The organism is Gemmatimonadaceae bacterium (assembly GCA_040882285.1).
Lineage (GTDB): Bacteria > Gemmatimonadota > Gemmatimonadetes > Gemmatimonadales > Gemmatimonadaceae > JACDCY01.
Map to the genome: position 1 here is coordinate 109,655 of JBBEBQ010000005.1, position 25,923 is coordinate 135,577.

Genomic DNA, 25,923 nt, shown 5'->3' on the forward strand with positions numbered 1-25,923 from the left:
TCTCGAGCTGGGCGGCGAGCACGCGTCCCGCTCGCACATCACACTGCTCGCCGACTGCGCCGAGATTTGCGCGACCAACGCGGCTTTCATGGCGCGAGGCTCGGACCTGCATGGGAAAATCTGTACCGCATGTGCCGCGGTCTGCGAAGCATGCGCGGAAAGCTGCGAGAGCATGGCCGGTTCCGACCAGACGATGAAGCGATGCGCCGAGATTTGCCGGAAGTGCGCGGCAGAGTGCCGGAAGATGGCCGCATGAGCGCCAACTCGAGGATCGCCGCCGGCTTGATGGTGATTTCGGCCGGTACCTTGGCTGCGGCATGCGCCGGCGAGCGCGAGGTGCCGGGCGAGGATACCGCCGTGGCCGCGGCTGCGCCTGCGGTCGGCGCCGCCGCCGAAGCCGATAAGGAGTTTCTTGCGAAGATGATCGGCCACCATAGCGGCATGCTTGTGATGGCAGAGGCCGCGATGGCATCCGCGACCGGCGAGGCGAAAAGCGACGCGCAAACAGCGCATCACATGCAGGCCATGGAAATAGACAGCATGTCCGCGATACTGAGTATGCGATACCTGACCATGATCACGCCAGCCGTGAGCGCAGAGGCCCGAATGATGGCCGACTCGCTGAAAAACCTGTCGGGCGCGTTCGTGACACACGCTTTCTATGACATGACGATCCAACACCACAGGGCGGCGATCGCAATGGTCGACGAATATTTGCCGCGCCTCTCACCGGCCATAGCAGCCATGACTTCCAAAATGAAGGTCGATCAGACCGCGGAGATCTCGGAGTTCCAGCGGAAGGCGGGCGAGGCTCATCCGTCCCGACCCTCACCATAGTCGCTAGTCCATCGGCATAGGAAGCGCGACCAGCACCGCCGTTACGGCGACAACCAGCGCCGCGATTCCGATCTCGACGCCGGCGGTCCGGCGCAGGCGCAATGCGCCGGTCTGGTCTCCGAGCGTCGGACGAACCCGCAACCAGTTGTACGCGCCAGTCAGCGCAGTCAAGGACAGCAGCCCGACCTTGAGCAGCAACACCCTGCCATAATCGGTGCCCGTGAGCGCGGCGAGGGAGCCCACATGAGTCCACGCCATGAACACTCCGGTCGCTCCGGCGAGCCCGCCGAAACCAAGTGCCGCCGGCGAGAACGCGTTTACGACATCGCGTACCACCGTCCATCTGTCATCGCGGTCGAGACGCCACGCCAATGGGAGTCCAACGAGGAACACCACCAACAGATTTCCGAGCCACCCGGACGCAGCGACGGTATGTATGGAGTTGGCCACGATCGATTGCGCAACCAGCCGTGGGACCGACGCGGCGTGACTCGCCAGCGCGAGTCCGACCACGAGCGCAACGGTTGCCGCGCCGGCCACATACCACGCTGCCTGCCGCGAGCGATGGATAGCGGCATACGAGGCGACCGCGGTGATCGCAGCGGCCATCTGCAGCAGCCACGCCCTCCCCCAGTTGGTATCGGTGAGCATCGGCGCGATCAGCGCTGGATCCCACATCTCGTTCCCGCCATGCATGGCGCGCGATTGAAGCAGGAGCCGCGCGATCGCCACTACAGCCACCGTGGCGGACGCGACGAGCCCCACTATGGCGGCCCCCCTCGCCGCCGCCGGGAGATAATCCGTCTTGATCTCGCGGTCGATTTCCAGCGAAACCCGTGCGAGCACGGTAAGCCGGAAAGCCACTGCCCCGATCGCGACGATCGCGCCGGCGAGCGTGAACCACCGCAGAATCACGGCGAGAAAATCCTTCGCCACCCCGCCCCGCTCATCGCCCGACGTAGCCGTGTGGCCCACCATCTCCGCATGCGACTGCGCGGGCGGCGACATCGTATCTCCGCCGGCCGCGTTGGAGTCGATCGCCAATTTGACCGTAAAGGGAAACTGGCCCGAGACGGGATGCCCGTCGGCGCCGGCCGTGCGCCATTCGACGCGATAGACTCCGGGCTCCAACACGCCGGGAATTTTCGCCGCCGCCACCATCCCCGGCAAAATTTCGAGGGGACCCAGTAATATGTCCCCGGCCGGTCCCGCAAGCCGGATCCGCGTGAACGTAAGCTCGGGCGCTTCTGTAAAAGTCAGCCGGATCACCCGCGGCGGGCTCGTGAGAACCGACTGCGCCGCGGGAGACGAGCTCCGCAATAGGCCGTGCGCGAGTGCCGCTCCCGGCAGTGCAATGGCGACAGCCCAGACAATTGCCGATAGTCGGCCGGCCCCGAAACGCATCAGTGCTGTCCGTGCGTTGTCGTCGAACTTGCCGCCACCGCGTGCGGACACGGCTTGCCCCCGACTACGTAGTGAGTACAGAACAGATGCGATGCGGCCCATCCGGAATGCTCCAGACATGCACTTCCGGCCGCGTCCGGACCGTGGAGCGGGTGAGCGACCACCGCGCCCGAAAGCCAGACGACGGCGAGAGCCGCTGTCGCCCCGGCGAACGCACGGCGGGTTATACGCGATGGGAGTGGAGGGCACTCTCCGGCCAGCCGGCGCACCCGCACGTCGAGCAGATCGTCGCGAATGAGGGGACTCACATGCGCGAGGCGAAGCGTGGTCCGCTCCTTCGCCGCCTTGATCAGTGCCGAGGCCATGACCAGGGGTCGGTCTCCTGCGCCGGCCAGATCAGCTTCCAGCTCGGCCTCGATCGCTACGTCGGCGGCCATGCGACTCAACGCGGGAATCCAGAACAGCGTCAGCCCTAAAAAGCGCAGTACGGAAAGGCGGAGTGGATCCCGGCGGAGGACATGACAAGCCTCGTGCGCGAGCACGCAGCGCAGCTCGTCGTCGGAGAGTGACGACTCGAGGGCTTCGGAAATACACACCTTCGGCCGCCAGCCTCCGAAAGTGAAAGCAGGATTCCCTGCCTCTCTCGCGATGAACACAACGGCGGGATTCAAGCCGGCCGTGTGCGCAGCGACGAACATCCGCGATCCCGGCACCGCCGGGCTGATGTCGAGACGTCGCATCCCGCGTCGCAGGCGAACTCCGGCACGCACCCTGTCAAAAATGGCGTACGCAAGACCGCCAGCGAGCAGCACGTGAATGACCCCGTGAATCGGCGCGAGCGCGAGGTGAAGAGTTACGAGGCAGATCGCGCCTACGCGCTCAAGCTGCCCCAGCTCTCCGAGTCCCGGGAGAGGAAGGTGGTGCGCGAACACCGGAACCGTACCCATCAGCAAGACAACAGCGATGCCTACGAGTAGCGCGCGCTCGTGCGCCGCCCCGCGTCGGGGGATCGCCCGGCTCGTCAACGATCCTCCTCTTCCGCCAATCTCTCTTGCACCAGGCGCGCAAGCTCTTCGAGCGCCTCATGGTCGGTTTCTGCCAGCACGTCCACTAGCGAGGCCGTGACGAGGTCCCGACTGAAACCAAGGACGCCCTCGACGAGACGGCGCGAGACATACGTGTCGAATGCGGCGCGGGAATACCGTGCGCCGAAATGGAGCAGGCCGTCGCGGCGCACGCGCTTGACCAATGCTTTCGCGACGAGCTTGTTGAGCACAGTGACGACCGTCAGCAGTTGCACCGGGTGCTGCCGCGCCACGCGCTCATGAACGGCGCGCGCCGGTGCCTCGCACTCGATATCCCATAGTGCAATCATGACTTTGGCTTCGAGGTCGCCCAGCACCTTGGCTACGCCGCGCGCGTCGAGACGCAGCGTGGGCCGTAATCGCGGGGGCTTCATCGCAACGCGGCGTGAAACACGATGCTGACCCAGTGCGTGTCCCAATCAGCGCCGGAGCCCGGCTCGGCGGGGGCGATGTGGATCCCGCGCACGTTCCAGAGCCCCGCCGCGCCCAGACGCACGACGATCTCACCGGACCGATCGGTCACGAGAGTCGTGTCGGGTGAAGTCACGACAGGCGACTCAAGGCTGGTCGCCGAGTGGACGACCGCCCCAGCCGTGAGACGCGCACCCTCGAGCGGCGCACCTCTATATAGAAGTCGAAAGCGCAACGTGTCACCGCGCCGCGCGGCGGATGGATCACGCACGGGGAGGAGCTCCAAAGGATGGCCTGCAACTTCGGCAAATGCGCGTGGGCCACCACGCCCGACCTGCACGAAAGTCTTCGCGTACTTCGCGTACCGCCGCGTCACGCTGTCCCGGCCAGCCAGCGTTCCGTCGGCCTCCAGACGTCGACGGGCTTCCGGCGCCCCCTCAAGCTCCAGGTATCGGAGAAAACTGCCGACGGATTCCCTGATGGAGCGTGGCTCGAGAGACACGGCGACGACGTATTGCGCGGAGCGGCGTGGGCGATGCCGGAGTCGCAGCGACTTGCCGTCAATCGCCAAGCCTGTAATGCGATCGGCGCCGCCCTTTGATATCAGCCGCGCATCGGCAACCCGCTCGACGGCGACCGCAGACTCGCTCGTTGGAAAGCGGCTGCTGGTCTGGCCCCGAACCTCTACCATCCCGCCCTGCCTCGCGTGGAACGCGTTGGGGACGAGCCAGAAATCGTGCGCCCACGAAACGGTGCCAACCGTCATCGCCAACGTCAACACCACGAACACCGCGCGCACCGGGTACCACCCGATCTTTGCTGTCGTTCGCGTCAGCCCGCGTGACAATAGTCGCATGGATCAAATCCCTGGATAAAAGGACAAGGCAGCTGGAATTACATGCCCGGGTGGCTTGCAGCGGCACCGGTCATGGTCGAGACGCGCGAGCGCTAGGGTTTCTTGGGCGGCGGCGGCATCGGCATCTTGCTGTGATCCATCCCCTCCATCGGATCGGGCTTCGGCGCCGGACGCGCAGCAGCCGGCCGTGCCGCCGGTTTCCGCGCGGGCGTGCCGGTCCGCCGTGCAGGAGTCGAACGCGCGGGCGTCGCACGCCGGGGTGCTGTCCGCGCGCGCGGAGCGGGGAGTGGCGCTGCCATCAGCGCCTCCAAGTGGGCTCTGTGCTCGGCGGGCATGTCCGCGATCATCTCGCGCATCATCCGGCTCAGCGTAGTGTCCGAGCGAATGTGGCGGCGCATCCCGGTGTCGGCCAGCATGCGCATGTGCAGCGCCATCACGTTTTCCGCGTGCCCGCCGGAATCGTGGCCCATCGCCGCGTGATCCATTCCGGCCATCCCCCCGGCACGGGAGCTATCAACGCCCGTCCGCGAGTGATCCATCCCCGCCATCGACGGAGTGGCGCCGGCGCGAGACGAGTCGTGTGCCATCCCCTGCATTCCGGCCATCCCCGGCATCGCGCCCATGGTGGAGTGATCCATTCCCGCCATCACTGCGCCACGCTCGACGGTCGGCGTGGGAAAGGCGGCGAGAAAGCCCAGGACGGGTCCACCCATGTTCTGGATTCCCATCATTCGCGCCATCGCCAGCCATTCGTCGCGCGTCTGAACGAAAGAGCTGTCGTCGCGATACCGGCGAGCCGCGAGCAGGATTTCGGCCCGCTTCCGCTCCCGAGGGACCGCGGGATTCGCGAGTATGTCGGAAACCACGTCGTGCATCGAGTGAAGGTTGTCGAAAATGATCGCGGCTTCGGGATAGCGAGCTGTGAACAGCGGCGCGACCTCGGGGGTCATCGGCATGACGCGCGGCATCCATGTCGGCGGGTCCTCGATCATTTGCCGGAAGCGCGTCACGGTGGCGAGTACGCCCGTCTGCCGCTCGTCCTTGTTCTTCCCCGCCAGTAGCGGCTCGTATAGTCCTATCTGCAGCCAGTGGTAGGCCCAGATCAATCCGTTGAACTTGGGATAATTCTTTCGGAACGCCGTGGAGTACGGCTGGCCCTCCATTAGCTCCATCGTCTTCGGCATGGAGCTGAAAGCGAGATCGGGGCGGGACTTGTAGTACGCCACCATCTCTGCGACGAGCGCATCCTTTCGCTCGACAGGAATGCGCTCGTCCGCCCAGACGTCATATATCTGGCGGTGAAGCAGGTGCGCCCAATCGAACATCAGCTTGGCCTCTGGCGCCAGCTTCGCGTACTGGATCTCAATGGCCGATTCCTCCAATGGTACGTGCGGAGGATGGACGAGTATTTCCTTGGTGAGGCGATCGTACCATCTCACCTCTAGCTCGCTCACCGGAGCATTGGGCTTGGTCCAAAGCGACTCATATAGTATGGCGTGTCCGAAATCGAATGCGTTGAACAGCTTCGCGCCGGCCGGATAGTTGTGCAGGAACTGCCAGTTGAACTCCCCCGGCAGATAAAACTGCTCGTACGTGCGCGACCACTGTGCCCCGGCGGGAACGCTGAACGCCGCCGCGGCGAGCACTCCGAAAATCGCGGTCCGGAGCCGGAGTGGCGCGGCTCCAAATTGAATACGCATAGTCCTACCTCACCGCGCGACCGATCGGGAACAACGATCTGATCCCGAACGCACGCGCCAATCCGAATGTGATGTGCCAAGCCTGCTCGTCGCCCGTAATCGCCTTTCCGACCCCGCCGTCTATGGAGATCGTCGGTGATACCTGATACCTGACACCGGCGCCAATGCTCCACTCCGTGTCCTCGGCCTCGACGATCGGCTGCCGCGCGACCGTCTCCGCAGTGATCAACAGGGCCTTGAGCGGGAAAGTGCGATCGACGGCGACGCCGGCCATCCAGCGCGACAGGTCCGGCGCGCCGAGCCGAACGGAGCCGGGGGCCGGCTCACTGCCGAAGGTGTATGCTCCGTTCAGGTGGAAGCGAGCCCATGACAGCGAACGCGTCGCAATCCCCTTCACGGTCCCATACGTGTCCTCGTGCGCCAGCGACCCGACGGGGAAAAGGACTTCAGCCGCCACGCCGAGGGCAGGAATGGAAGTTTCCGCATTGAGATTATGCAGCGCGGAAAAGGTAATGCCGCTCAAGCCGGCGTTGCGCGCGCCGCCGCCGGCATCCGCATAGGCGATCGGGAAGCCAAGCTCGACATGAGTACGGGGAAATATCCCGTACGCGATCTCAGGCTCCACCTCCCAGCTGTACAATCCCCCGCGCGCGCGCTCGAGCCGCAGGGGCGCTAACTGCAGTTCAAAGGCGTAGCGCTCCGTCGCATAGGCGTCCTCGACCGTGATCGGACGACCCGCATCGGTGTTGTAATAGTCGGTTTGTGCTGCGGCCGGGACCGCGGCGAGGCAGGACGTCATGGCAATCAGGCAAGAAACGCGGAGACTCATGGCATTTGGAAAGGGTAGACCAGCCCGGTACGCACCTTTTATGCCGGATAAAGCTAACCCTCGCAGTGAGCTATTTGGAACCCCTGAGCCCGCCGGCGACGCTCGCTCTCACAGTCACCACGGTGATACTTTTTCTCCGTGACCAACCCCGCGCACGAGTCTGCCTGCGCTCCGCGGAGCACCGCCGGAGCGAGGCGCCCTCTAGCCGAAAACTCGCCATGTGCTTCTCCGCCACCGCGAGTTTCGTAGCCGGCGCGTCGTTGTCCGCCGTTGGCGTGGTGACCATCGCGAAAGCGGAGCGCCGATCCGAGCTCCCTTTCGCTGCGATCCCCCTGCTGTTCGGAATCCAGCAGCTCGTCGAGGGAGTCATCTGGCTCACCTTTAGGCACGACGCGCCGCTGCTCAAGCAGATGATGACCAATACCTATTCGGTCTTCTCGCACGTGCTATGGCCCATCTACGTCCCGTTCGCGATCGGCTTCCTCGACGCTACGCCGTGGCGCAAGAAGACGCTGCTTGCGTTCCAGGCCGCGGGAATCGTGGTGGGACTCTATCTGCTGTATTCGCTCGCGGCCCGACCGATCGACGCGCAGGTCATCGGCAAGCACATCGTATACGTATCGCCGCACTTCTACCTCCCGGCAGTGATGGTGCTCTACCTCGCGGCAACCTGCGTCAGCTGCTTCTTCTCTAGCCATCGCTTCGTGAACCTCTTCGGAGCCCTCGCGCTGATCTCCTTTATCGCGGCCTACTTCTTTCACGCGAGCGCCCTGGTGTCGATCTGGTGTTTCTTTGCGGCGATCCTGAGCGTGCTCATCTATCTCCACCTGCGGTATCGGCACCTCGGGGGCTTTCCGCCGCCTCACCCGGCGCAACCTCACCCGGGCACATAGAGATCCGCCCGGGTCGGCGGCAGGTTGCAGGAGCCGTCCGGAGTCGCGCGCGAGAACAGGAGCTGCACGACGCCGATGCGCGCTGTCGCGAACGCGCGCGCGGATGCCGCCATGTACAAGCGCCAGATCCGGTATCGCTCCGCTCCGACCAGCGCGACGGCACTCGATGAATGCTCCTCGAGCCGGGCGACCCAGTGGCGCAGCGTGCGCGCGTAATGCTCGCGCAGGCTCTCCACGTCACGCGTCTCGAACCCGGCCGCTTCGGCGGCCGCCACCGCCTGGCTCAACGTAGAGAGGGAGCCGTCGGGGAAGACGTACCGATCCATGAACCTCCCGCCACGCCACGCGAGGTGGGCGACCCGCTTCGCGAGCGTGCGCGGCACGGCGCGTTCGAGCGTGACGATACCGTGGTTCAGGAACAGCCCGCCCGGCCGCGTGAGGCGGCGGGCGGCGGCGAAATATGTCGGGAGCTGCGCTGCGCCGACGTGCTCGAACATGCCCACGCTCACGACTTTGTCATAAGCGGCAGCAAGCGGCAGACTCCGATAGTCAGCCACGTCTACGCGGCAGCGGTTTGACAATCCATCCGCGGTGATACGTTCGCGCGCGAATGCCGCCTGGGCGTGGCTGAGCGTGATCCCGTGAGCCTCGACTCCGTAGTTGCGAACGGCGTGGCGGATCAATCCGCCCCACCCGCAGCCGATGTCGAGGAGCGACTCACCCGGCCGGAGGCGCAGTTTCCGGCAGACGAGGTCGAGCTTGTGCCGTTGCGCGTCATCCAGATCGTCCACACCGTCCGCGAAGTAACCGCAGGAGTAGACGAAATCCGCGTCGAGCCAGAGGGAGTAGAACTCGTTGCCGACATCGTAGTGATGTTCGATCGCGGCTGCGTCGCGCCGCCGAGTGTGACGCCGCCCGAGCAGCGAGCGCCGCTGGCTGGCGCCGGCCGATGTCTCCGCCGCCGCGGCGGGCTTCGCGCGCGGAAGACGGAGCAGGAGCCCTGCGAGCCGCGCGAGTCGTCGCGCGGAGCGGAGCCGCTCCGCGACCGCTCCGGTTAGTACCGCGGCGGCTTCGACGTTCCCCTCGACACTCACGTCGCCGCGAACGAACGCCTCTCCGAGCGCGAGCTCCGAGGGCGGCCAGAACATGCGGCGCAGCGTCGCGGCGTGGTGCAGCACCAGCGTAAACGGCTCGCGCCCGGCTGTCATTCCGTGCTCGGTCTCCCCCGTCCAGTAGCGAACCGCGAACGCGCGGGCGCCTGGCGGGCCAAAAAGCTCTTCCATGACGGCGCGGCTGAGCAACACATGCCGGTCGGTCGAAAAAAGAGGTCGTGCCTGTTCCGTCGCGTCCGCGCGTAAAGCATCTGCGTGTTCGACCAGTGACTGATTGAATGCGCCCGTTCCGTTCATATGCCCTTGCTCCGAGTGTTGGGTCACGCAGACGCGCCCGGGGGCGCCCTATCCGGGTCGCCCGTCGGAGACGGCGTACCGGGCGTCAACCGCGCCCGCAAGCTCCGAGGAAAGATCGATGGCGTTGGATGGGTGCGGGATCGTATTACAGCTGACGATCCGTGCCGCGCCCGCCCGCCGCAGCTCGTCGTAGGCGCCGGCGACGAACACCGGATGAACCGCGACGCACACGGGCGCAGCCACGCCCTCGCGCTGAAGATGGTGCACGGTCTCGATCATCGTTCGCGCCGTCGAGACGATGTCGTCGACGAGGACCGGCGTATGATCGCGCCATCGGCTCAGGTCTGGAACTGTGACCGAGACGTCACGATCGCCGCGCCGAACCTTCTGCAGCACAACCGAGGGCGCGCCTGCCGCCTCGGCTACCGCGGCCACCCACTGCGCGCTCTCCTCATCGGGACCGATCAACAGCGGGCGCTGGACATTGGACCGAATCCACCCGGCTACGTGCGGCGCCGCGCGAACGACTTCGGCGGGAATGCTGTAGATCTCGGACAGCGAGGCCCGCCGGTGAAGATGCGGATCCACGGTGACAAGCCAGTCGACGGCCCGGGATAGCAGCGCGGCGAAGTACGCCGACGTCACTCCTTCCCCGTCGATGAAGCGCCGGTCCTGCCGCATGTAGGCCAGGTACGGCGCGATGAGGCCGACGCTGGCCGCGCCAAGGTCCCGCGCCGTCTCCACCAGAAATAGCAGCGGCAAGACCTTATCGTCGGGGCGATCGAGCGTACAGACGATCGCCACGGCACGGCCGGCGATGGGCGTGTTGATGCGCACGTAACTCTCGCCGTCGGGGAAACGGCGGAAAGCGACAGTCTCGCGCCCAGGCGGATCCGGAACAAAGTGGCCGAGCGCCGCCTCCAGCGCATCACACATTTTCTCGTTGCCCGGAAGCGGGAGCAGCAGAAGCCTCATGTGTCTTGGGCTCCGATGACAAGGATGTCGCTGTTACCGGCCACATAGGCTAGCGCGTATTCGAGCTCGCCCGGCGACTCCGCGTGCAGCGTGAAGAGGGGTTGCCCGGCCGCGACCGAATCACTGAGCCGCACGTGGAGCTCCATGCCGGCCGACTTGGCGGCCGGCGCGCCGGCCAGCTTCGCGGCGAGCGCGAGCCGGCGATTGTCGATCGAGGTGAGGACACCGTCGCGAGCAGCCTCCACCGCATGACGGTACGCGGCGACCGGCGGCTCACGCATTCCACCCTGCGCCTCGCAGATCGCCTCGAATTTCCGTAGCGCGCGCCCGGAATGGAGTAGCTCCCCCGCAATCGGCTCCCCCGCCCCCGGCACCAGGCCGCGGCCGACCTCGATGATGCGGCCGGCGAGCACGAGCGCGCGGTCGCGGAGGTCGGCCGGAGCGGCGGGTTCGCCGCGCAGCACCGTGAGCACGTCCCGGGCTTCGAGCGCGGGGCCGATCCCCCGACCCACCGGCTGCGACCCATCGCCTTCGCACACTTCCACCGTCAACCCGATTTCCCGTCCCACTGCAGTCAGGATCGCGCCGAGCGTCCTGGCTGCGTCGCTGCTTCGCACCTTTGCCGTCGGGCCGACGGGCATGTCGATCACGACGTGCGTCGAGCCGGCCGCCGCCTTCTTCGATAGCACCGACGCGACCAGCTGGCCGTCGCTGTCGAGGTTGAGCGGCCGCTCGATGCGAATGATCGCGTCGTCCGCCGGGCTCAATCGCACCGCGCCACTCCAGACTATGCAGCCGCCCTCCCGCTCGACCACGCGCCGCATTCCCGCAATGTCGAGCGCGACCGGCGCAACGGTCTCCATCGCATCCGCGGTCCCGGCAGGTGACGTAATCGCGCGGGACGACGTCTTGGGCATGACCAGTCCCGCCGCGGTCACGATGGGCACGACGAGCATCGTCGTCCGATTGCCCGGAAGTCCTCCCACGGAGTGCTTGTCCACCACGACCGGATGCGTCCAGGTGAGCCGGTCGCCGACCTCGATCATCGCCCTGGTAAGCGCGACCGTTTCGCCGAAGTCCAACCGGCCGCCGGCGCAGGCAGCGACGAACGCGGTGAGCTCGATGGCCGAGTACCGCCCGGCGACTATGTCGCGTATGATGGGCGCGAAATCACCCGCTGCGAGTCGCTCGCCATACAGCTTTCTGCGCACGAGCGCGAGCGACGTAACCGGCCGCGGGTGGGAAGCGGCGACATTATCCCCCTCCTCGACGCCGAGAATCGCCCACGCGGCGTCGGAGAGGCTCACTTCGTCGGGCGCCAGCAGCGATCCGGTGACAACGTTGAGTGTGGCGATCACCGACCGGCCGCCGAACGAGACCAGCACGCGAGCCTGCGCGGACCATCCCTCGGAGCGGCACACCGGACAGTCCGCGGCCATGTACACGACCGGCTCCTGGTATGTATCGATGCCGAGCCGCCGCAATCGCAGTGAGCTGGCCGTATGCTCCCGCGCCACTGCTGTCACGGCCGGGTACGCGCACCCGGCGCGCCTCGCTCCGCTTTGGCCAGCGTGATCAGGAAGCCGAACGCCGGATCCTTGGAATCGGAGTGGCGGAGCACTTCCCAGTGCTCGTCCAGGTAGGCACGCAGAAATCGCGTGACGTGGCCGAGCGAAATGACGAGATGGCGGCCCGTGTCGGCGCCGTCGATCGTCGAAGCGAATATCGCGGTGCGCACTCGGTGCCCATTGGGCAGCAGCGCGTGTCCATCACGAACGAGCGCTGCGGCGACGCGCGGAGCTATGTCGTGTGGCGAGCATCCGAAGCCGGCCAGGACCGCTCGCAGCACGACCGGATCGTTCGCGGCCCGGTTGAGCTGCGCGCGCCCCTCCTTGACCTCGCCGATGAGCATGTCCGGCAGTTCGGCTTGGACGCCGAGGGCTTCGTCGACCGCGAGATGATCTTCGTCTCCGCCCGGGCGACGCCCCGGAACGAGACGGCCGGCGTTCGGAAAGCGAACCGCGAGGATGTCGAGGTCCGTCGCGGTGCGATATGCGCCGTCCCGCCTCGCCGCGATGACCGGGTATTCCGTCACCGTGAAATATCCATTGACCCGGAGGTACGCCTGCACCAGCGCGATGGCGTTGTCCATCATGCGGCCGTGGTCACAGAACGCTCGCGATGACGCCGGCCGCGCGCTCGATTAGCCTAGCTGGTCAGGGTCGTGCGCGGGGCGGCGAACCAGAACGGGCACGGCGGCACCGCGCACTACCTTGTCGGCGACGCTGCCGAGGAAAAACCGCGATAAGGCGCCGCGCCCGTGTGCGGACAGCGCGATCAAGTCAATGTCCTGCTGCTCCGCATACTCGAGAATGCAAGCTGCCGGCCGCTGATGCACCACTACCCTTGTCTCCACCAGGGCACCGCTCTCGCGCAGCTCTTCGGCCGTCCGGTTCAGGTATGCCAGTTCCTCGGCGACGCGAGGCTCGACATCGGATGCCAGGGTAAAGGGTTCGGAGCCCGGATACGATTGAGCTAGCAGCGGCGGTGGCACCACGACGGTCAGCAGCGTGTACACGGTAACGTCCGGTGTCCCAAGCGACAGTACGATATCCAGCACCTCCTCGGCCATCGCGGAGCCGTCGAGCGGAATCAGAACGCGGCGAAAGAGCGGCTCGAGAAGATCGCCCGGCCATTCCGCCCCGGATCGCACCAGCAGCAGCGGCACCGGCGTGCCGCGCAGGAGTCCGTCCGCAACGCTGCCCAGCCAGGCGCGGCTCAGTCCGCCCCGTCCGTGCGTCATCATCACCACCAGATCGTGGGAGCGCCCGGCGAGATATCGCTGGAGCGTGGGAACTACCGGCCCGTCCAGGAATTCCGCTTTCACCGGTAGCGACGTTTCCCGTGTGAGCTGCTCCGCGAGAGCGCTCAGGTCCGTCCGCATCTCCCGCCGCAGCTCACTGTCAAGCCGCGTTTCGTGCATCGATGCGCTGCCGGAGTACACGACCGGTTCGTGCACGTGCACGAGGTGCACTGCCGCATCGCTGCGGCGAGCCAGCGCGAGCGCGGCTGGCAGCGCACGCCTTCCGAATGCGGAGCCGTCGAGCGGAACAGCGATCGAAGTGTACATGTTAGTGCGGGTGTCCCGTGCGCCCGAAGGGACGCTCGTCCCGCGGTGAGACGTCTCGGTTCTTCTCGTCGTCGCGCCGCGGCCGGCGGCGGCCGCCGTGGCGCCCGTGGCCTCCGTGGCCTCCGTGGCCTCCGTGGCCTCCGTGGCCTCCGTGGCCTCCGTGGCCGAGATGCATTACTACGAACAACACGGCCACGACAAGCCAGAGCCAGTTCTGCGCAAGCCACCTCATGATTTACTCCATTAGTCAGCGGTGCGCCTCACGCCTCCTGCGGCGTATAGCCGGCGAACGCGATCGCAGCGGCGATGACGGCACCGTTGGCGATCGCCGGATCGTACGCAACAGTCGCAGACCCGATGCTGACGTCCGCGCTCAGCACGCCGGGAACGCGGCGGATTGCCTCCCCGACTTCGCGCACGCAGTTGTCGCAGCTCATGCCGCGGATGGGTATGGTAAGCGGATCCATGGCTCCTCCTCGAGGACGATTGGTAACGCCTGTAATGTCGAGCCCGCGCCTGAAGCCAGCCTGAGGGGCAGATGAGCACTGCGCGCCCGCTGACATTCTGAACGCGCCGGCACGGCGGAAGTCAGGACTCTATACCCAACTCCCGGAAAATCCCGCACGCCGCAAGCCGCTGATCAGATACGGGCACCCTCGCATCAACCGCCATAACAAGCCCGTGCGATAATTCTCGATCATCAGAACGATCGGGCCCTGGTTCAGCCCGAAATGCCACGGCGATACCCAGCCGAGCGGAGTGTCTCCTTCTCCGGGGAAGGTCTGGTTGAACGACGCTTTGAAGCCGTATGGATTCGGCTGTGTCAGCTTCGCCTCGTGAATGCAATAGCCGAGCATCGGCAGCGCGATCTCGGGCGCAAACGGCAACGACGCCACCACGGCCCACGGCGCAATGGTCCCGTCGTCCGGTCCGTACGGTACGCCGCGCGCCACGTAATCGAAGAACTCCCGCTCGATGCCATTGACCCTCATGCTGCCTGGACCGGGACCTTCGCTGGCGGTGATACCCCAGCAATCGGCAGCATAGCCCTCGAACTCCAGCGGGTTCTCGATCGCGTACTGTTGCTGCACGTACGTAGCGCGGCGGCTGTTCTCGAAATAGTCAATGCCTTTATCACGCATGAAGGCATCCTGGATGCCGCGAAAGTCGATCCAGACATGCGAGAGCTGGTGGGTGAACAACGACCCGGCGTAGAGATACTCCTGGCCGTAAATCCGTTTCCACTCGTAGGTGGAACACCACGCCGGGTAGCTCGCCTCCGGCAAGGGATGCGTGGGCGAGCCTAGTCCAAGGACATAGAGCAGCAACGCCTCGTCGTAGCCTTCCCATCGATATTCGAGAAAGCCGCTCTCGGGCCTCCAGCCGTGAGTTACGGTCGAGCCTCCATCCAGCGCCCATTGCCAATCCGCGCGGCGATACAGCGCGTCGGCCAGGGAGCGGATCTCCCGCTCGTCGGACGTATCCGCGTCAAAATAAAGTCGCGCCGCCAATGCGCCGGCCAACAGAAACGTGCTGTCCACCGTTGACAGCTCGCATTGCCGGGCGCGCCGGCCGGTATGCATATCGAGAAAGTGGTAATAGAACCCTTTATAGCCGGTGGCATCCAGCTCCGGACCTTGCGAGCTGTTCCAGAAGAAGCGCAGCGTGGTGAGCGTTCGTTCTACTGCCGCGGCACGCGACATGTAACCCCGCTCGACCCCGACGGGATATGCCGCGAGCGCCAGGCCGGTGGCGGCGATGCTCGCGGGCCAGTCCGGCGCTGTCTTGTCGATCACCAGCCCGTTGCTGGCGTTCGCCTCATACAGGAAGTAGTTGAACGATTCGTGCTGGAGCTGGTCCAGATCGGCATCGGTGGTTGGCTTTCGGTGGTTCACATGGCCTTCACCGTGGTCTGCACGCGCCTTGTCGCCAGCGCGGAAAAAGTCGGCAGCGGTCACTTGCGGCTCATTCTTCGGGCGAATGCCAGCGCCGCCCGTCGAGGGCGAGCAGCTTGTCAGCCGCCAGGGGACCCGCGGAGCCAGCCGCGTAATTCGGGAAGTTCGTCGCTCTTTCCGCTTCCCACTTGGCGAGCACCGGCTGCACGATCTCCCACGCGGCTTCGACTTCATCTGCGCGGGCAAAGAACGTTGGATCGCCGCGCAGCGCGTCGAGGAGAAGATGCTCGTAAGCGGACGGCGACTCCGCCGCCTTCGGGTCGCGCGTATAGCAGTAGTCGAGGTCGATGCGCCGGAGCTGCATGTCCTGTCCCGGCAGTTTCCCCTCCACCTGCAGGACAACCCCCTCGTGCGGAGAGATGCTGGCGACGAGCTTGTTCGGGCGCACTCCTGAGCCGCCGGCTCCGCCGGGAAGGAACGGAGTGTGGGGCGCAGGCCTGAACTCAACCACGATCTCGGTCGCGCGCTTCGGCAGGCGTTTACCGGACCGCAGGTAGAAGGGCACTCCCGCCCAGCGCATGTTATCAATGTGGAGCCTGAGCGCAGCGTAGGTCTCCACGTAGGAGGCCGCTGATACTTTCTCCTCCTCGCGATAGGCTGACACCGGCTCGCCTGCGATGAAGCCCGCGCCGTACTGCCCGCGCACGGCGGAGCTGCCGACATCGTCCGGCGGGATTGTCCGGACGGCGCGCAACACTTTCACTTTTTCATCGCGTACGGCGCGCGGGTTCCATTCGGCGGGGGGCTCGATGGCCACGAGGGCGCAGAGTTGCATTAGGTGGTTCTGCACCATGTCGCGCAGAGCGCCGGCCGTTTCGTAGTAACCTCCCCGCCCCTCAACGCCAAGCGTCTCTCCCGCCGTGATCTGAACGTGATCTATGTAATTGCGATTCCAGACGGGCTCGAAGATGGCGTTGGCGAAACGGAGCGCGAAGAGGTTTTGCACGATTTCCTTGCCGAGGTAATGATCGATGCGATAGACATCGTTCTCATCGTAGTTGCGGGCAAGCTCGGCATTGAGCGAACGGGCCGACGCCAGCTCGTGCCCGAATGGTTTTTCGACGACGACGCGAGCCCAGCCTCCGGCGGCGGGCTGGTATGCAGTGCCGGCGAGCTTTGCATCGCTCAGGTGGTTCATGATCGGCGCAAACAGCGCGGGCGGCGTGGCGAGATAGAAGAGCCGCCGCGCCCCCGCCCCCGCTCCCGCTCCGCTGCCATGCTGCTCCAGCCGCCGCGCGAGCTCCATGTAGCCTTGCAAGTCGCCGCGGTCGTACTCGGCAGCGATATAGGACAGTCGGCCGGCAAAATCACTCCACGCCGCCTCGTCCCCTTCCCGCGGCTCGCGCAGCGCAGCCTTTCGCACCAGCGCACGGAACTCGTCGTCCGTCAGCCTGGTGCGCGCATAGCCAATCAGGCGAAACTCGGGGGCTAAGAGACCGCGCCGCGCGAGTCGAAAGATGGCAGGCATCACCATTCGTCGCGTCAGGTCCCCGGAAGCGCCGAAGACGACGATCGTGCAGGACTCGGTTACGCCATTGCCGCGGCCAGGGTCGCCGGTGTCGGGAGTCGCCGGTGGCACCGGGGAGCTCATTCCGGTCGGCCCCGCGCGGACTGCCCGATCAAGCCGGGCCAGTCGGTGTGGACGAACCCGTCCTCCGGCCGATCGACGCGCTGATAAGTGTGCGCGCCGAAGAAGTCGCGCTGAGCCTGGGTCAGGTTTTGCGGCAACCGCGCGGTGCGATAGCCGTCGAAATACGAGAGGGCCGCCGTCATCGCCGGCAAGGGAATGCCTGCCGCGACTCCAGCCGACACTGTGCGCCGCCACCCTGGCTCGGCTTCCGCCAGCCACGGACGGACGTCGGCATCGAGCAGCAGGTTTGGTAGATCTGGCGCTCGCTCGAACGCGTGCATGAGCGTATCGAGCAGCCGCGCGCGGATGATGCACCCGCCTTTCCAGATACGCGCGATCTCCCGCAGGTCCACGCCCCAGCCGTACTCCCCGGATGCCACGCGCAGCAGGCTCATCCCCTGCGCGTACGCGCAGACAGTCGCACCGCGGAGGGCGTCGCGGACGGCGCGGACCATTTCGCGCGAGTCCTCCGTGATGCGGCCCATTGCCGCGCTCGTGAGCAACGTGCTGGCGATCAGGCGTTCGGCCTTCATGCTGGACAGGATGCGCGCATCAATCGCCGCCGCGATTGTGGGAATCGGTACGCCGAGGTCGAGCGCGGACTGCGCGGTCCATTTGCCGGTCCCTTTCTGTCCGGCCTGGTCCAGGATCATCTCGACAAGCGGATTCCCGGTCTCAGGATCGCGAGCAGCGAGCACCTTCGCCGCGACGTCGATGAGATATGACTCGAGCGGTCCGTTGTTCCACTCGGCGAAGATGTCAGCCATTTCATTCGCCGGCAGTGCGACGCCGCGGCGGAGCACGTCGTACGCCTCGGCGATCAGCTGCATGACGCCGTACTCTATGCCGTTGTGGACCATCTTCACGTAGTGGCCGGCGCCGTCCGGTCCGACGTAGGTCACGCTGGGGCCGGAATCCGTCTTCGCGGAAATCGATTCGAGGATCGGCCGCAGGAGGTCATACGCGGCGCGCGCGCCACCCGGCATCAGCGACGGACCGAAGCGCGCCCCCTCCTCGCCGCCGGAAACGCCCATCCCGACGAAACTGACGCCCCGGACGCGCATAGCGGCTTCGCGCCGCTGGGTGTCACGGAAAAACGAGTTGCCGCCGTCGATCACGACATCGCCGGGCGACAGGTACGGGGTCAGTTTGTCGAGCATCTGGTCCACGGGCTCGCCGGCCGTCACCATCAGCAGGATGCGGTGCGGTGGCGCCAGTGCCGCGACAAACTCCCCGAGCGTCCGCGTGCCGACCAGTTGCTTGTTCGCACCGCTCCTCTCGATAAAGCCTTGCACCTTCCCGTCGGTGCGGGTCCAGAGCGCGACCTTGTAGCCGTGATCCTCGATGTTGAGCGCGAGGTTCTCGCCCATGACACCGAGGCCGACGACTCCTATCTCCGCGGACGGCGATGCCACCGCCGTCAACGCTGCCACCCGAAATCCGGTCCGGCCGCGACCTGACGCGTCATTGCCGCACGTCGGATTTCCCTGACTTCGCGGCTCACCTTCGCCGCTTTCATGGCCTGCATCACAATGTCCTCGCGTTGAGGCTGATAATGCTTCGACAAGCTGAACGGCTGCTGAACGGCAACTGAGAACCAGCGCAACCGACCGGGCGCCAGCCGCTCATCTTGCCAACGAGCCGGTGTCCATGGCGGTCCCTGCGACCGGCGCTGCTCGTCCGGCCAACGGCTCGGCACCGCCATGGTCGCAGTTGGGATGGAAGCACTCGCCACCGCGGCTCGCTAATTCCTCGTACTGCCGGTATTTCTCCGCCACGACCTGCTGTGCCTTCGCCAACAGTTCTTCGGCCGCCTTCGGATCGCTGGAGGCGAGCGCGCGATAACGCAGCTCGTTATAGGCGTAGTCCTTGAACGGGATCGTCGGCCGCGGCGAGTCGAGCCGGAACGGTCGCTCGCCGACCGTGCGCATCGCCGGATTGAAACGGAACAGCGGCCAGTAGCCGCTCGCCGTCGCCAGATCCTGCTGCTTCATACCGTAGCGCAGGTCGAAGCCGTGCGCGATGCATTGGCTGTACGCGATGATCAGCGAGGGGCCCGCATAAGCCTCCGCCTCGCGGAAGGCGAGCAGCATCTGCTGCGGGTTGGCACCCATCGCCACTTGCGCGACATACACGTTGCCGTATGCGATGGCCTGCAACGCCAGATCCTTGCGCGCCACGCGTTTGCCAGCAGCGGCGAATTTGGCGACCGCGCCCAGAGGCGTTGCCTTCGAGGCCTGACCGCCGGTGTTGGAGTAGACCTCGGTGTCGAGCACCAGCAGGTTGACGTCGCGGCCGGTCGCCAGCACGTGGTCGAGCCCGCCGTAGCCAATGTCGTAGGCCCACCCGTCGCCACCAACGATCCAGATGCTGCGCCGAACCAGGTGGTCGACCACGGACAGCAGGTCGCGCGCGGTCTCGTCGTCCATCGTCGCGAGCTTCTGCTTCAGCGCGTCGACGCGAGCCCGCTGGGCGCGGAGCTCGGACTCGCGCTCCTGCGGTGCGTCGAGGATGGCACGAGCGAGATCCTCGCCGACACCCGGCGCGAGCCGGCGTACGAGTGCGGTTGCCAGCTCGTGGTGTTTGTCGGCGGCAAGCCGGAAGCCCAGGCCGAACTCCGCATTGTCTTCGAACAGGGAATTCGACCACGCCGGCCCGCGCCCGGCGGCGTCCTTGGTCCAGGGCGTGACCGGAAGGTTGCCGCCGTAGATCGATGAGCAGCCCGTCGCGTTGGCGATTTGCAGCCGATCGCCGAACAACTGCGACAGCAGCTTGAGGTACGGCGTCTCACCACAGCCACCGCAGGCCCCGGAGAACTCGAACAGCGGCTCCAGGAACTGCACGCCGCGCACCGTGGCAAAATCGACACGCGCCCGATCGTTTACCGGCAGCGTCTCGAAGAATTGGATGTTGGCGCGTGCGGATTCGAGAAGCGGCGCCTTCGGCCCGAGGTTGATCGCCTTCACGGCCGGGTCGCGCGGACTGTGCACCGGGCAAACCTCGACGCAGACGCCGCAGCCGGTGCAGTCCTCCACATAGAGCTCGAGCGAGAAGCGCACTCCGGGGTAACCGCGGGCGTTGACCGGCGCCGAGTTGAAGGTCGCCGGCGCGCCACCAAGCGCGTCCGCGTCGTAGTACCTGGCCCGGATGACGCTGTGCGGGCAAGCGAAGCCGCACTGACCGCATTGCACGCAGAGATCCGGGTCCCAGATGGCCACGATGTCGGAGATGTTGCGCTTCTCGAACGCCGCGGTGCCCGACGGCCAGGTGCCATCGACCGGGAACTGGCTGACACGAAGCTCGTCGCCGCGGCCCTGCATCATCCTCGCGGTGACCAGTTGCACGAACTCCGGCGCCTGGACCGGGACGATCGGCGGCCGATCGAACGCACTCGTCGCCACAGCCGGCACTTTCACCTCGAACAGGTTGCCTAACGCGCGATCGACCGCGTCGAAGTTCTGGCGCACCACGTCCGCGCCTTTCCCGCCGTACGTCTTCTCGATCGACGCCTTGATTCGCCGGATCGCCTCGTCGCGGGGCAGCACGCCGGAGATCGCGAAGAAGCACGTCTGCAACACCGTGTTGATCCGCCCGCCCAGGCCGGCGGCCTGCGCGACCTTGGATGCGTCGATCACGAAAAAACGGAGCTTCTTCTCGATGATCCGCGTTTGAAGGGAATGCGGCAGCCGGTCCCACACGGCCTCGTGTCCGTGCGGCGTGTTAAGCAGGAACGTCCCTCCTTCGACCGCGAGACGCAGCACATCGATCCGGTCGAGAAAGCTCGCTTGATGGCAGGCGATGAAATTGGCCGACTCCAGCAGGTAGGGCGCGCGGATTGGCCGCCGCCCGAAGCGCAGATGCGAGATCGTCTGCGCGCCCGACTTGTGCGAGTCGTAGACGAAGTAGCCCTGCGCGTGCATCGCCGGATCCTCGGCGATGATCTTGACGCTGTTCTTGTTCGCGCCAACCGTACCGTCGGCGCCGAGACCGAAGAACAACGCGCGGACGATATCATCGGGCTCGATCGAGAAGTCCGGATCGACCGGCAGACTCGTTTGAGACACGTCGTCATCGATTCCGACGGTGAAACCATGCTTCGGCTGCGCCTTCTGCAGCTCGTCGAACACCGCCTTCGCCTGCGCGGGGTTGAAGTTCTTCGAGCCAAGTCCATACCGACCACCGACAACGCGCGGCATCGTCTCGCGCTGGCCGCCAGCAACGGCCTGGGCCAGCGTCGTTACAACATCGATGTAGAGCGGCTCACCCGGCGCGCCAGGCTCCTTGGCCTGCTCCAGCACCGCGATCGCGCGGCAAGACTCCGGAAGCGCCGCGAGGAAATGCCCGGCCGAAAACGGCCGATAGAGCCGCACCTGCAGCACGCCGACCCGCTCGCCAGCCTGCAGCAGAAACGCCGCGGTCTCGCGGGTAGTCTCCGCCCCCGAGCCCATCAGGACGACCACACGTTCGGCGTCAGCCGGACCTTCGTAGTCGAACAGCTTATACGCGCGGCCGGTGAGCGCGGCGAACCTGTCCATTGCGGCCTGCACGATCGCGGGCACCCGCGCGTAGTACGGGTTCGCCGTCTCACGCGCCTGGAAGAACGTGTCCGCGTTGTGCGCGGTGCCACGTACAACTGGATGCTCCGGCGTCAGCGCGCGCGCCCGGTGCGCGCGGACGAGATCGTCGCGGATCATGGCGCGGATCTGGGCATCGGACAGCACCACGATCTTGTCGAGCTGATGCGACGTGCGAAAACCATCGAAGAAGTGCAGGAACGGGATCCGCGACTCCAGCGTCGCCGCCTGCGCGATCAGCGCCGCATCGTGCGCCTCCTGCACCGTGCCCGACGATAGCAGCGCGAAGCCGGTCGGACGCGCCGCCATCACGTCGGAATGGTCGCCGAAAATCGACAGCGCCTGGGTCGCAAGCGCTCGCGCCGCCACGTGGAACACGGTGGAGGTGAGTTCGCCCGCGATCTTGTACATGTTCGGCAGCATCAACATCAGTCCTTGCGATGCCGTGAACGTCGTCGTCAGCGCGCCCGACTGGAGCGCGCCGTGGACCGTGCCAGCGGCCCCCCCCTCGCTCTGCATCTCCTGGACGACGGGGACATTCCCCCAGATGTTGGTGAGGCCCTGCGTCGACCATTCGTCGGCGAGCTCCGCCATCGTCGAGGAGGGAGTGATCGGGTAGATCGCGCACACCTCATTGACTCGATACGCAACGTGCGCAACCGCGGTGTTGCCGTCGAGAGTGTCGGTCAGCGTCCCATCGATCTGCATCGGTTCTCTCCGCTCAGCCCTGCTCTCGCACCATGTCGATGGCGTGGCAGGGACACGTCTCAAAGCAGATCGCGCATCCCGTACAGCGGTCGTAGATGTAGCGGTACCGCCGCCCGGGCCCGAGCTTCTCGATCGCCTGCTCGGGGCACGCGGCGTAACACTGGTCGCATTCGAAGCAGTTGCCGCACGACAGGCAACGTTGTGCTTCGTACCGCGCTTCATCTTCGTTCAGCCCGGCGAGTACTTCAGCGAAGCTGGTCGTGCGCGCGGCGACCGGCAGCACGGGTTGCGCGGCCTGGTCGGCGTCGCTGTAGATCGGCAGCTGCAGCATCTCGAACGACACGACCGGATGCTTTGGTGGCGACCGGTACGCGCCGCCACGCAGCCAGGCATCGATGTGCCGTGCGGCCTTCTTCCCATGTCCGACCGCGGTCGTTACGGTGCGCTCGCTCGGCACCATGTCGCCGCCGGCGAAGATCCCTGGATGACCGGTCATCATGTTCGGCGCGACCGTGACCGTACCATCAGCTTGGAATTCGATCCCAGGGACAATCCTCAGGAAGGCGCTGTCCGTCTGTTGCCCGAGCGCCAGCACGACGGCGTCCGCCTCCAGCATTTCGAATTGACCCGTCGGTCGCGGCCGGCCGTCGTGATCGAGCTCCATGACCTCGACCGTCAACGTCGACCCCGCGATCTCCCTGATGCTCGTCAGCCACTTGATCTTGATGCCCTCTTCGAGCGCCTCATCGGCCTCGAAGGCGTGCGCTGGCATATGAGCACGGTCGCGGTGATAGATGATCAACGCCTCTTCGGCGCCGAGGCGCTTCGCCGTCCGCGCGGCATCCATCGCCGTGTTGCCGCCACCGTAAATCACGACCCGACGCCCGAGACGCGGTGCTTCGCCCGAGCCGACGCGTCGCAGAAAGCTCACGGCATCGAGCACCCTGGCGGCGTCGCGCGCCGGGATGTCGATGTGCTTCGAGGCGTGTGCTCCGATCGCGGTGAACACCGCGTCGAAGCGCCCGCCTTCCTTCTCGGCGAGGAGGTCGTCGACCCGGTGGTTCAGCACGAGCGTGACACCCATCGCCTCAATCCGCCGCACCTCCCTCATGAGTTCCTCGCGCGGCAGTCGATAGGCGGGGATGCCGAAGTGCATCATCCCGCCTGGCAGCGGGCCGGCATCGCGGATCTCGACGGCGTGGCCCAGCCGCGCGAGGTGGTAGGCGGCCGACAGACCGCTCGGTCCCGCGCCAACGATGAGCACCCGCTTGCCGCTCGGTGGAGCATCGATCGGCAGCGGCCACCCCTCGTGCGTCGCCAAGTCGCCGAGGAAGCGTTCGACTGCGTGGATGGAGACTGCGCTGTCGACCCACTGCCGATTGCAGCTCGTTTCGCACGGATGATAACAGACCCGCCCGTGCACAGCTGGCAGCGGGTTGTCTCTGACCAGAGTGAGCCAAGCCTCGCGGTAGCGGCCAGCCTGCGCGAGCGCGAGCCAAGCCTGAATGTCCTCGCCGGCCGGACAAGCGTTGTTGCAGGGCGGCAGGAGATCGACGTACACCGGACGTCGCGTGCGCACCGGTCCGGTGCCCGGCTGGGCGACCATGTCGATGATGGGAGTGAAGTCCGACTGCCCAGTGGTCATGGCGGCGCAGTTCGGATCGCTAGCATGCGAGCGCCAATGCCACGACCGCTGCGCCCCAGAACGTCTCACGCATCTGTTGCCTCCCAAGTCAGCGCCAGGCACGCACGCCGACGACGAGTGTCCCTGATGTTGTGCGCGGAAGCTGAGGGACAGGTGAGGGGGCGGTGAGCATCGCGGTTCGCGGAGCCCGGAGCCCCGCCGTGAGCGACCTTCCGTTCTTTCGGCCGACGCTCGGATACGAGCCGAGGACTGGTGCCGCGCTCGCTCAACTCGTAAGGCGGAAGCCGGGCACGGACATCCTAGTCGGAGCCAGGCGTTCGGCGGGCCCACTCGGCCGCGCCGATGCCTCCGGCGTCGCGGTCCAGAGCTGCCTTGACCACGCGGACCGCAGCGCCAGGCCAGGCGAGCGCGCGCTGGGCGATGCCCGCGCGCATGGCCGCGATGAGTTGCGGGAATCCTTCGATTACCCCTCCTCCGAGGATCAGCGCGCAGGGATTGAACGCGTTCACGATCGAGGCAGCGCCGATGCCGAGCGCTTCCCCGGCTTCGCCGGCGATCTGCTGGGCCAGCGGGTCGCCTCGGCGGGCGGCCTCTGCCACGGTTTCCGCGGTGATGCGCTCCAAATCGCCCCCGGCCAGTGCTTGGAGTGTGGCACCCGCCACCCCGTCCGCGGTGGCTGCCTCACGGGCCCGCGCCGCGATAGCCCAGCCGCCGGCGAACGCCTCGAGGCAGCCGCGGTTACCGCAGCGGCAAAGGGGCCCGTCTCTGTCGATCGTCACGTGGCCCAGTTCGCCGGCAGACCCCGTGCAGCCCTGGAGCAACTCGCCGCGGGCGACGACGCCCCCGCCAACGCCGGTGCCGATGAAGAGACAGACGAGGTCACCGACGCCGCGCCCGGCGCCGAACCGGTGCTCTCCGTACGCGGCGGCTTGCACATCGTTTAGTACTGAGACCGGCAGCGCCAGCCGCACACCGAGGAGGCTGGCAAGCGGGATGTCACGCCACCCCAGGTTGGGCGCATAGCGCACCGCGCCGGTTGTCCCGTCGACCTGCCCGGCGACGCCGACGCCCACCGCCACGACGGATCCCTCCAGGTCGGGGAGACAGGCGTCGCGGATGCAGGCGACGATGTCGCCGATCACCGCGTCCGCTCCACGCGAGGCGTCCGTGGGACGCCGGTGCCGCCGTACTACGCCACCCGCGCCATCGACGACTACAGCCTGGATCTTGGTGCCCCCGAGATCCACGCCGACCGCCAGCGTACCATCTGCTGTCATCACGTCACCGAAAAACGGCGTTCGATGTGGCGGATCACGGTCATGCCTGCCGCTCCGCATCGGGCTGGAAGACGAACTCGACCGGGATGCTCGCCAGCCGTTCGAGCATGGCATGATCCAGATGACTCTCCCAGTGCTCCCAGAGCAGGATTTCCACCGGACGCCACATTACCACCCAACCGAGAATCAGCAGACCCTCACCGAGCCCTTGAACGAGTGTCGACGCCTCGACGGCGCTCAGCAGACTGCGCAGCCAGAAGCTGCCGGCGAGTACGCCCAGGGCAACCGCGAGTGCAAGGCCGCCAATCCGCATCCGCCGTCGAAAGTTGCGCTCGCCCTGCGCGTGGGTCCGGCGAAAGTGTTGGTGAATGGCGTCGGCCGCCTCGGCCGTGTGAGCTCGCAGCGACTGGGGAAGGTGAACGAGCAGGCTCAGCGGCTCTGTCGCCCGGTGCTTCCCGGCACAGGCGAGGATATAGCCCTCGGCGTTGCGATCCAGCACTCTCTCCCGCAATGGCGCGGGATCCAGCACGTCCAGCAATTGCGTGAGACTGCGGATGCGGATCTCGATCGTGGCCATGGGTATCGCGCTCGTGATGATTGTCAGG

General features: G+C 66.2%; 21 protein-coding genes. 2 read left to right on the plus strand and 19 right to left on the minus strand.

The features are described from left to right. The first annotated feature begins 150 nt into the window (after nucleotides 1-150). On the plus strand, nucleotides 151-837 hold the full coding sequence (locus tag WEA80_01260) for a DUF305 domain-containing protein (protein ID MEX1185202.1): 687 nt from the start codon (nucleotides 151-153) through the stop codon (nucleotides 835-837). 3 nt (nucleotides 838-840) lie between these two features. Here WEA80_01260 and WEA80_01265 read toward each other — a convergent pair whose 3' ends face one another. From WEA80_01265 to WEA80_01290, 6 genes are all read right to left on the minus strand, one after another. Further along, nucleotides 841-2,241: a CopD family protein gene (locus tag WEA80_01265; protein MEX1185203.1), complete on the minus strand. Its 1,401-nt coding sequence runs from the start codon at nucleotides 2,239-2,241 to the stop codon at nucleotides 841-843. Then, nucleotides 2,241-3,266, minus strand: coding sequence for a M56 family metallopeptidase (locus WEA80_01270; GenBank protein MEX1185204.1), 1,026 nt, complete (start codon nucleotides 3,264-3,266; stop codon nucleotides 2,241-2,243). Before WEA80_01270 ends, WEA80_01265 begins: the two co-directional genes overlap by 1 nt. Beyond that, the gene (locus tag WEA80_01275) at nucleotides 3,263-3,700 is read right to left on the minus strand and encodes a BlaI/MecI/CopY family transcriptional regulator (protein ID MEX1185205.1); all 438 of its coding nucleotides are present in this window, start codon (nucleotides 3,698-3,700) and stop codon (nucleotides 3,263-3,265) included. Before WEA80_01275 ends, WEA80_01270 begins: the two co-directional genes overlap by 4 nt. After that, nucleotides 3,697-4,593 carry a DUF4198 domain-containing protein gene (locus tag WEA80_01280; protein ID MEX1185206.1) on the minus strand — a complete coding sequence of 299 codons (897 nt, stop codon included), beginning with the start codon at nucleotides 4,591-4,593 and terminating at the stop codon, nucleotides 3,697-3,699. Before WEA80_01280 ends, WEA80_01275 begins: the two co-directional genes overlap by 4 nt. 92 nt (nucleotides 4,594-4,685) lie before the next feature. After that, on the minus strand, nucleotides 4,686-6,293 hold the full coding sequence (locus WEA80_01285) for a hypothetical protein (protein ID MEX1185207.1): 1,608 nt from the start codon (nucleotides 6,291-6,293) through the stop codon (nucleotides 4,686-4,688). A gap of 4 nt (nucleotides 6,294-6,297) precedes the next feature. Next, nucleotides 6,298-7,122, minus strand: a complete 825-nt coding sequence (locus WEA80_01290) for a hypothetical protein (GenBank protein ID MEX1185208.1) — start codon at nucleotides 7,120-7,122, stop codon at nucleotides 6,298-6,300. Nucleotides 7,123-7,340: 218 nt separating this feature from the next. Between WEA80_01290 and WEA80_01295 the strand changes: the two genes are divergently transcribed. After that, nucleotides 7,341-8,015 (plus strand): DUF6629 family protein, encoded by a 675-nt coding sequence (locus tag WEA80_01295; protein ID MEX1185209.1) that lies wholly within the window; start codon nucleotides 7,341-7,343, stop codon nucleotides 8,013-8,015. Here WEA80_01295 and WEA80_01300 read toward each other — a convergent pair. From WEA80_01300 to WEA80_01360, 13 genes are all read right to left on the minus strand, one after another. Next, on the minus strand, nucleotides 8,000-9,298 hold the full coding sequence (locus WEA80_01300) for a cyclopropane-fatty-acyl-phospholipid synthase family protein (protein ID MEX1185210.1): 1,299 nt from the start codon (nucleotides 9,296-9,298) through the stop codon (nucleotides 8,000-8,002). The genes WEA80_01295 and WEA80_01300 overlap by 16 nt on opposite strands. A 174-nt stretch (nucleotides 9,299-9,472) precedes the next feature. Then, a complete protein-coding gene (locus WEA80_01305; GenBank protein MEX1185211.1) occupies nucleotides 9,473-10,399 on the minus strand; it encodes a ribose-phosphate pyrophosphokinase in 927 nt (308 codons plus the stop codon). Further along, nucleotides 10,396-11,925, minus strand: coding sequence for a thymidine phosphorylase family protein (locus tag WEA80_01310; GenBank protein ID MEX1185212.1), 1,530 nt, complete (start codon nucleotides 11,923-11,925; stop codon nucleotides 10,396-10,398). The genes WEA80_01305 and WEA80_01310 overlap by 4 nt, the downstream gene beginning before the upstream one ends. Then, a complete protein-coding gene (locus tag WEA80_01315; GenBank protein MEX1185213.1) occupies nucleotides 11,922-12,551 on the minus strand; it encodes a hypothetical protein in 630 nt (209 codons plus the stop codon). Before WEA80_01315 ends, WEA80_01310 begins: the two co-directional genes overlap by 4 nt. Before the next feature lie 51 nt (nucleotides 12,552-12,602). Next, nucleotides 12,603-13,529 carry a universal stress protein gene (locus WEA80_01320; protein ID MEX1185214.1) on the minus strand — a complete coding sequence of 309 codons (927 nt, stop codon included), beginning with the start codon at nucleotides 13,527-13,529 and terminating at the stop codon, nucleotides 12,603-12,605. 260 nt (nucleotides 13,530-13,789) lie between these two features. Further along, the gene (locus tag WEA80_01325; protein MEX1185215.1) at nucleotides 13,790-13,996 is read right to left on the minus strand and encodes a heavy metal-associated domain-containing protein; all 207 of its coding nucleotides are present in this window, start codon (nucleotides 13,994-13,996) and stop codon (nucleotides 13,790-13,792) included. Between the two features lie 129 nt (nucleotides 13,997-14,125). Further along, entirely contained in the window at nucleotides 14,126-15,487 is a 1,362-nt protein-coding gene (locus tag WEA80_01330) for a glucoamylase family protein (protein ID MEX1185216.1), read from the minus strand. Nucleotides 15,488-15,494: 7 nt separating this feature from the next. Beyond that, nucleotides 15,495-17,075 (minus strand): glucose-6-phosphate dehydrogenase, encoded by a 1,581-nt coding sequence (gene zwf / locus WEA80_01335; GenBank protein MEX1185217.1) that lies wholly within the window; start codon nucleotides 17,073-17,075, stop codon nucleotides 15,495-15,497. Further along, on the minus strand, nucleotides 17,072-18,547 hold the full coding sequence (gene gndA / locus WEA80_01340) for an NADP-dependent phosphogluconate dehydrogenase (GenBank protein MEX1185218.1): 1,476 nt from the start codon (nucleotides 18,545-18,547) through the stop codon (nucleotides 17,072-17,074). The genes zwf and gndA overlap by 4 nt, the downstream gene beginning before the upstream one ends. Before the next feature lie 192 nt (nucleotides 18,548-18,739). Next, entirely contained in the window at nucleotides 18,740-22,396 is a 3,657-nt protein-coding gene (nifJ, locus tag WEA80_01345; protein ID MEX1185219.1) for a pyruvate:ferredoxin (flavodoxin) oxidoreductase, read from the minus strand. Between the two features lie 13 nt (nucleotides 22,397-22,409). Further along, nucleotides 22,410-24,041 (minus strand): NAD(P)-binding protein, encoded by a 1,632-nt coding sequence (locus WEA80_01350; GenBank protein MEX1185220.1) that lies wholly within the window; start codon nucleotides 24,039-24,041, stop codon nucleotides 22,410-22,412. Nucleotides 24,042-24,340: 299 nt separating this feature from the next. Then, nucleotides 24,341-25,432: an ROK family protein gene (locus WEA80_01355; protein MEX1185221.1), complete on the minus strand. Its 1,092-nt coding sequence runs from the start codon at nucleotides 25,430-25,432 to the stop codon at nucleotides 24,341-24,343. Next, nucleotides 25,359-25,895 (minus strand): hypothetical protein, encoded by a 537-nt coding sequence (locus WEA80_01360; GenBank protein MEX1185222.1) that lies wholly within the window; start codon nucleotides 25,893-25,895, stop codon nucleotides 25,359-25,361. Before WEA80_01360 ends, WEA80_01355 begins: the two co-directional genes overlap by 74 nt. Nucleotides 25,896-25,923 lie beyond the last annotated feature (28 nt).

Bases quoted from the DNA above. Each gene is read 5' to 3' on its own strand.
- WEA80_01295 (MEX1185209.1), top strand. From the start codon at position 7,341: ATGTGCTTCTCCGCCACCGCGAGTTTCGTAGCCGGCGCGTCGTTGTCC.
- WEA80_01320 (MEX1185214.1), bottom strand. From the start codon at position 13,529: ATGTACACTTCGATCGCTGTTCCGCTCGACGGCTCCGCATTCGGAAGG.
- WEA80_01285 (MEX1185207.1), bottom strand. From the start codon at position 6,293: ATGCGTATTCAATTTGGAGCCGCGCCACTCCGGCTCCGGACCGCGATT.
- WEA80_01305 (MEX1185211.1), bottom strand. From the start codon at position 10,399: ATGAGGCTTCTGCTGCTCCCGCTTCCGGGCAACGAGAAAATGTGTGAT.
- WEA80_01265 (MEX1185203.1), bottom strand. From the start codon at position 2,241: ATGCGTTTCGGGGCCGGCCGACTATCGGCAATTGTCTGGGCTGTCGCC.
- WEA80_01325 (MEX1185215.1), bottom strand. From the start codon at position 13,996: ATGGATCCGCTTACCATACCCATCCGCGGCATGAGCTGCGACAACTGC.
- zwf (MEX1185217.1), bottom strand. From the start codon at position 17,075: ATGAGCTCCCCGGTGCCACCGGCGACTCCCGACACCGGCGACCCTGGC.
- WEA80_01315 (MEX1185213.1), bottom strand. From the start codon at position 12,551: ATGGACAACGCCATCGCGCTGGTGCAGGCGTACCTCCGGGTCAATGGA.
- WEA80_01280 (MEX1185206.1), bottom strand. From the start codon at position 4,593: ATGCGACTATTGTCACGCGGGCTGACGCGAACGACAGCAAAGATCGGG.
- WEA80_01300 (MEX1185210.1), bottom strand. From the start codon at position 9,298: ATGGAAGAGCTTTTTGGCCCGCCAGGCGCCCGCGCGTTCGCGGTTCGC.
- WEA80_01290 (MEX1185208.1), bottom strand. From the start codon at position 7,122: ATGAGTCTCCGCGTTTCTTGCCTGATTGCCATGACGTCCTGCCTCGCC.
- WEA80_01360 (MEX1185222.1), bottom strand. From the start codon at position 25,895: ATGGCCACGATCGAGATCCGCATCCGCAGTCTCACGCAATTGCTGGAC.
- WEA80_01350 (MEX1185220.1), bottom strand. From the start codon at position 24,041: ATGACCACTGGGCAGTCGGACTTCACTCCCATCATCGACATGGTCGCC.
- WEA80_01275 (MEX1185205.1), bottom strand. From the start codon at position 3,700: ATGAAGCCCCCGCGATTACGGCCCACGCTGCGTCTCGACGCGCGCGGC.
- nifJ (MEX1185219.1), bottom strand. From the start codon at position 22,396: ATGCAGATCGATGGGACGCTGACCGACACTCTCGACGGCAACACCGCG.
- WEA80_01355 (MEX1185221.1), bottom strand. From the start codon at position 25,432: ATGCCATGCTCGAACGGCTGGCGAGCATCCCGGTCGAGTTCGTCTTCC.
- WEA80_01260 (MEX1185202.1), top strand. From the start codon at position 151: ATGCGCGGAAAGCTGCGAGAGCATGGCCGGTTCCGACCAGACGATGAA.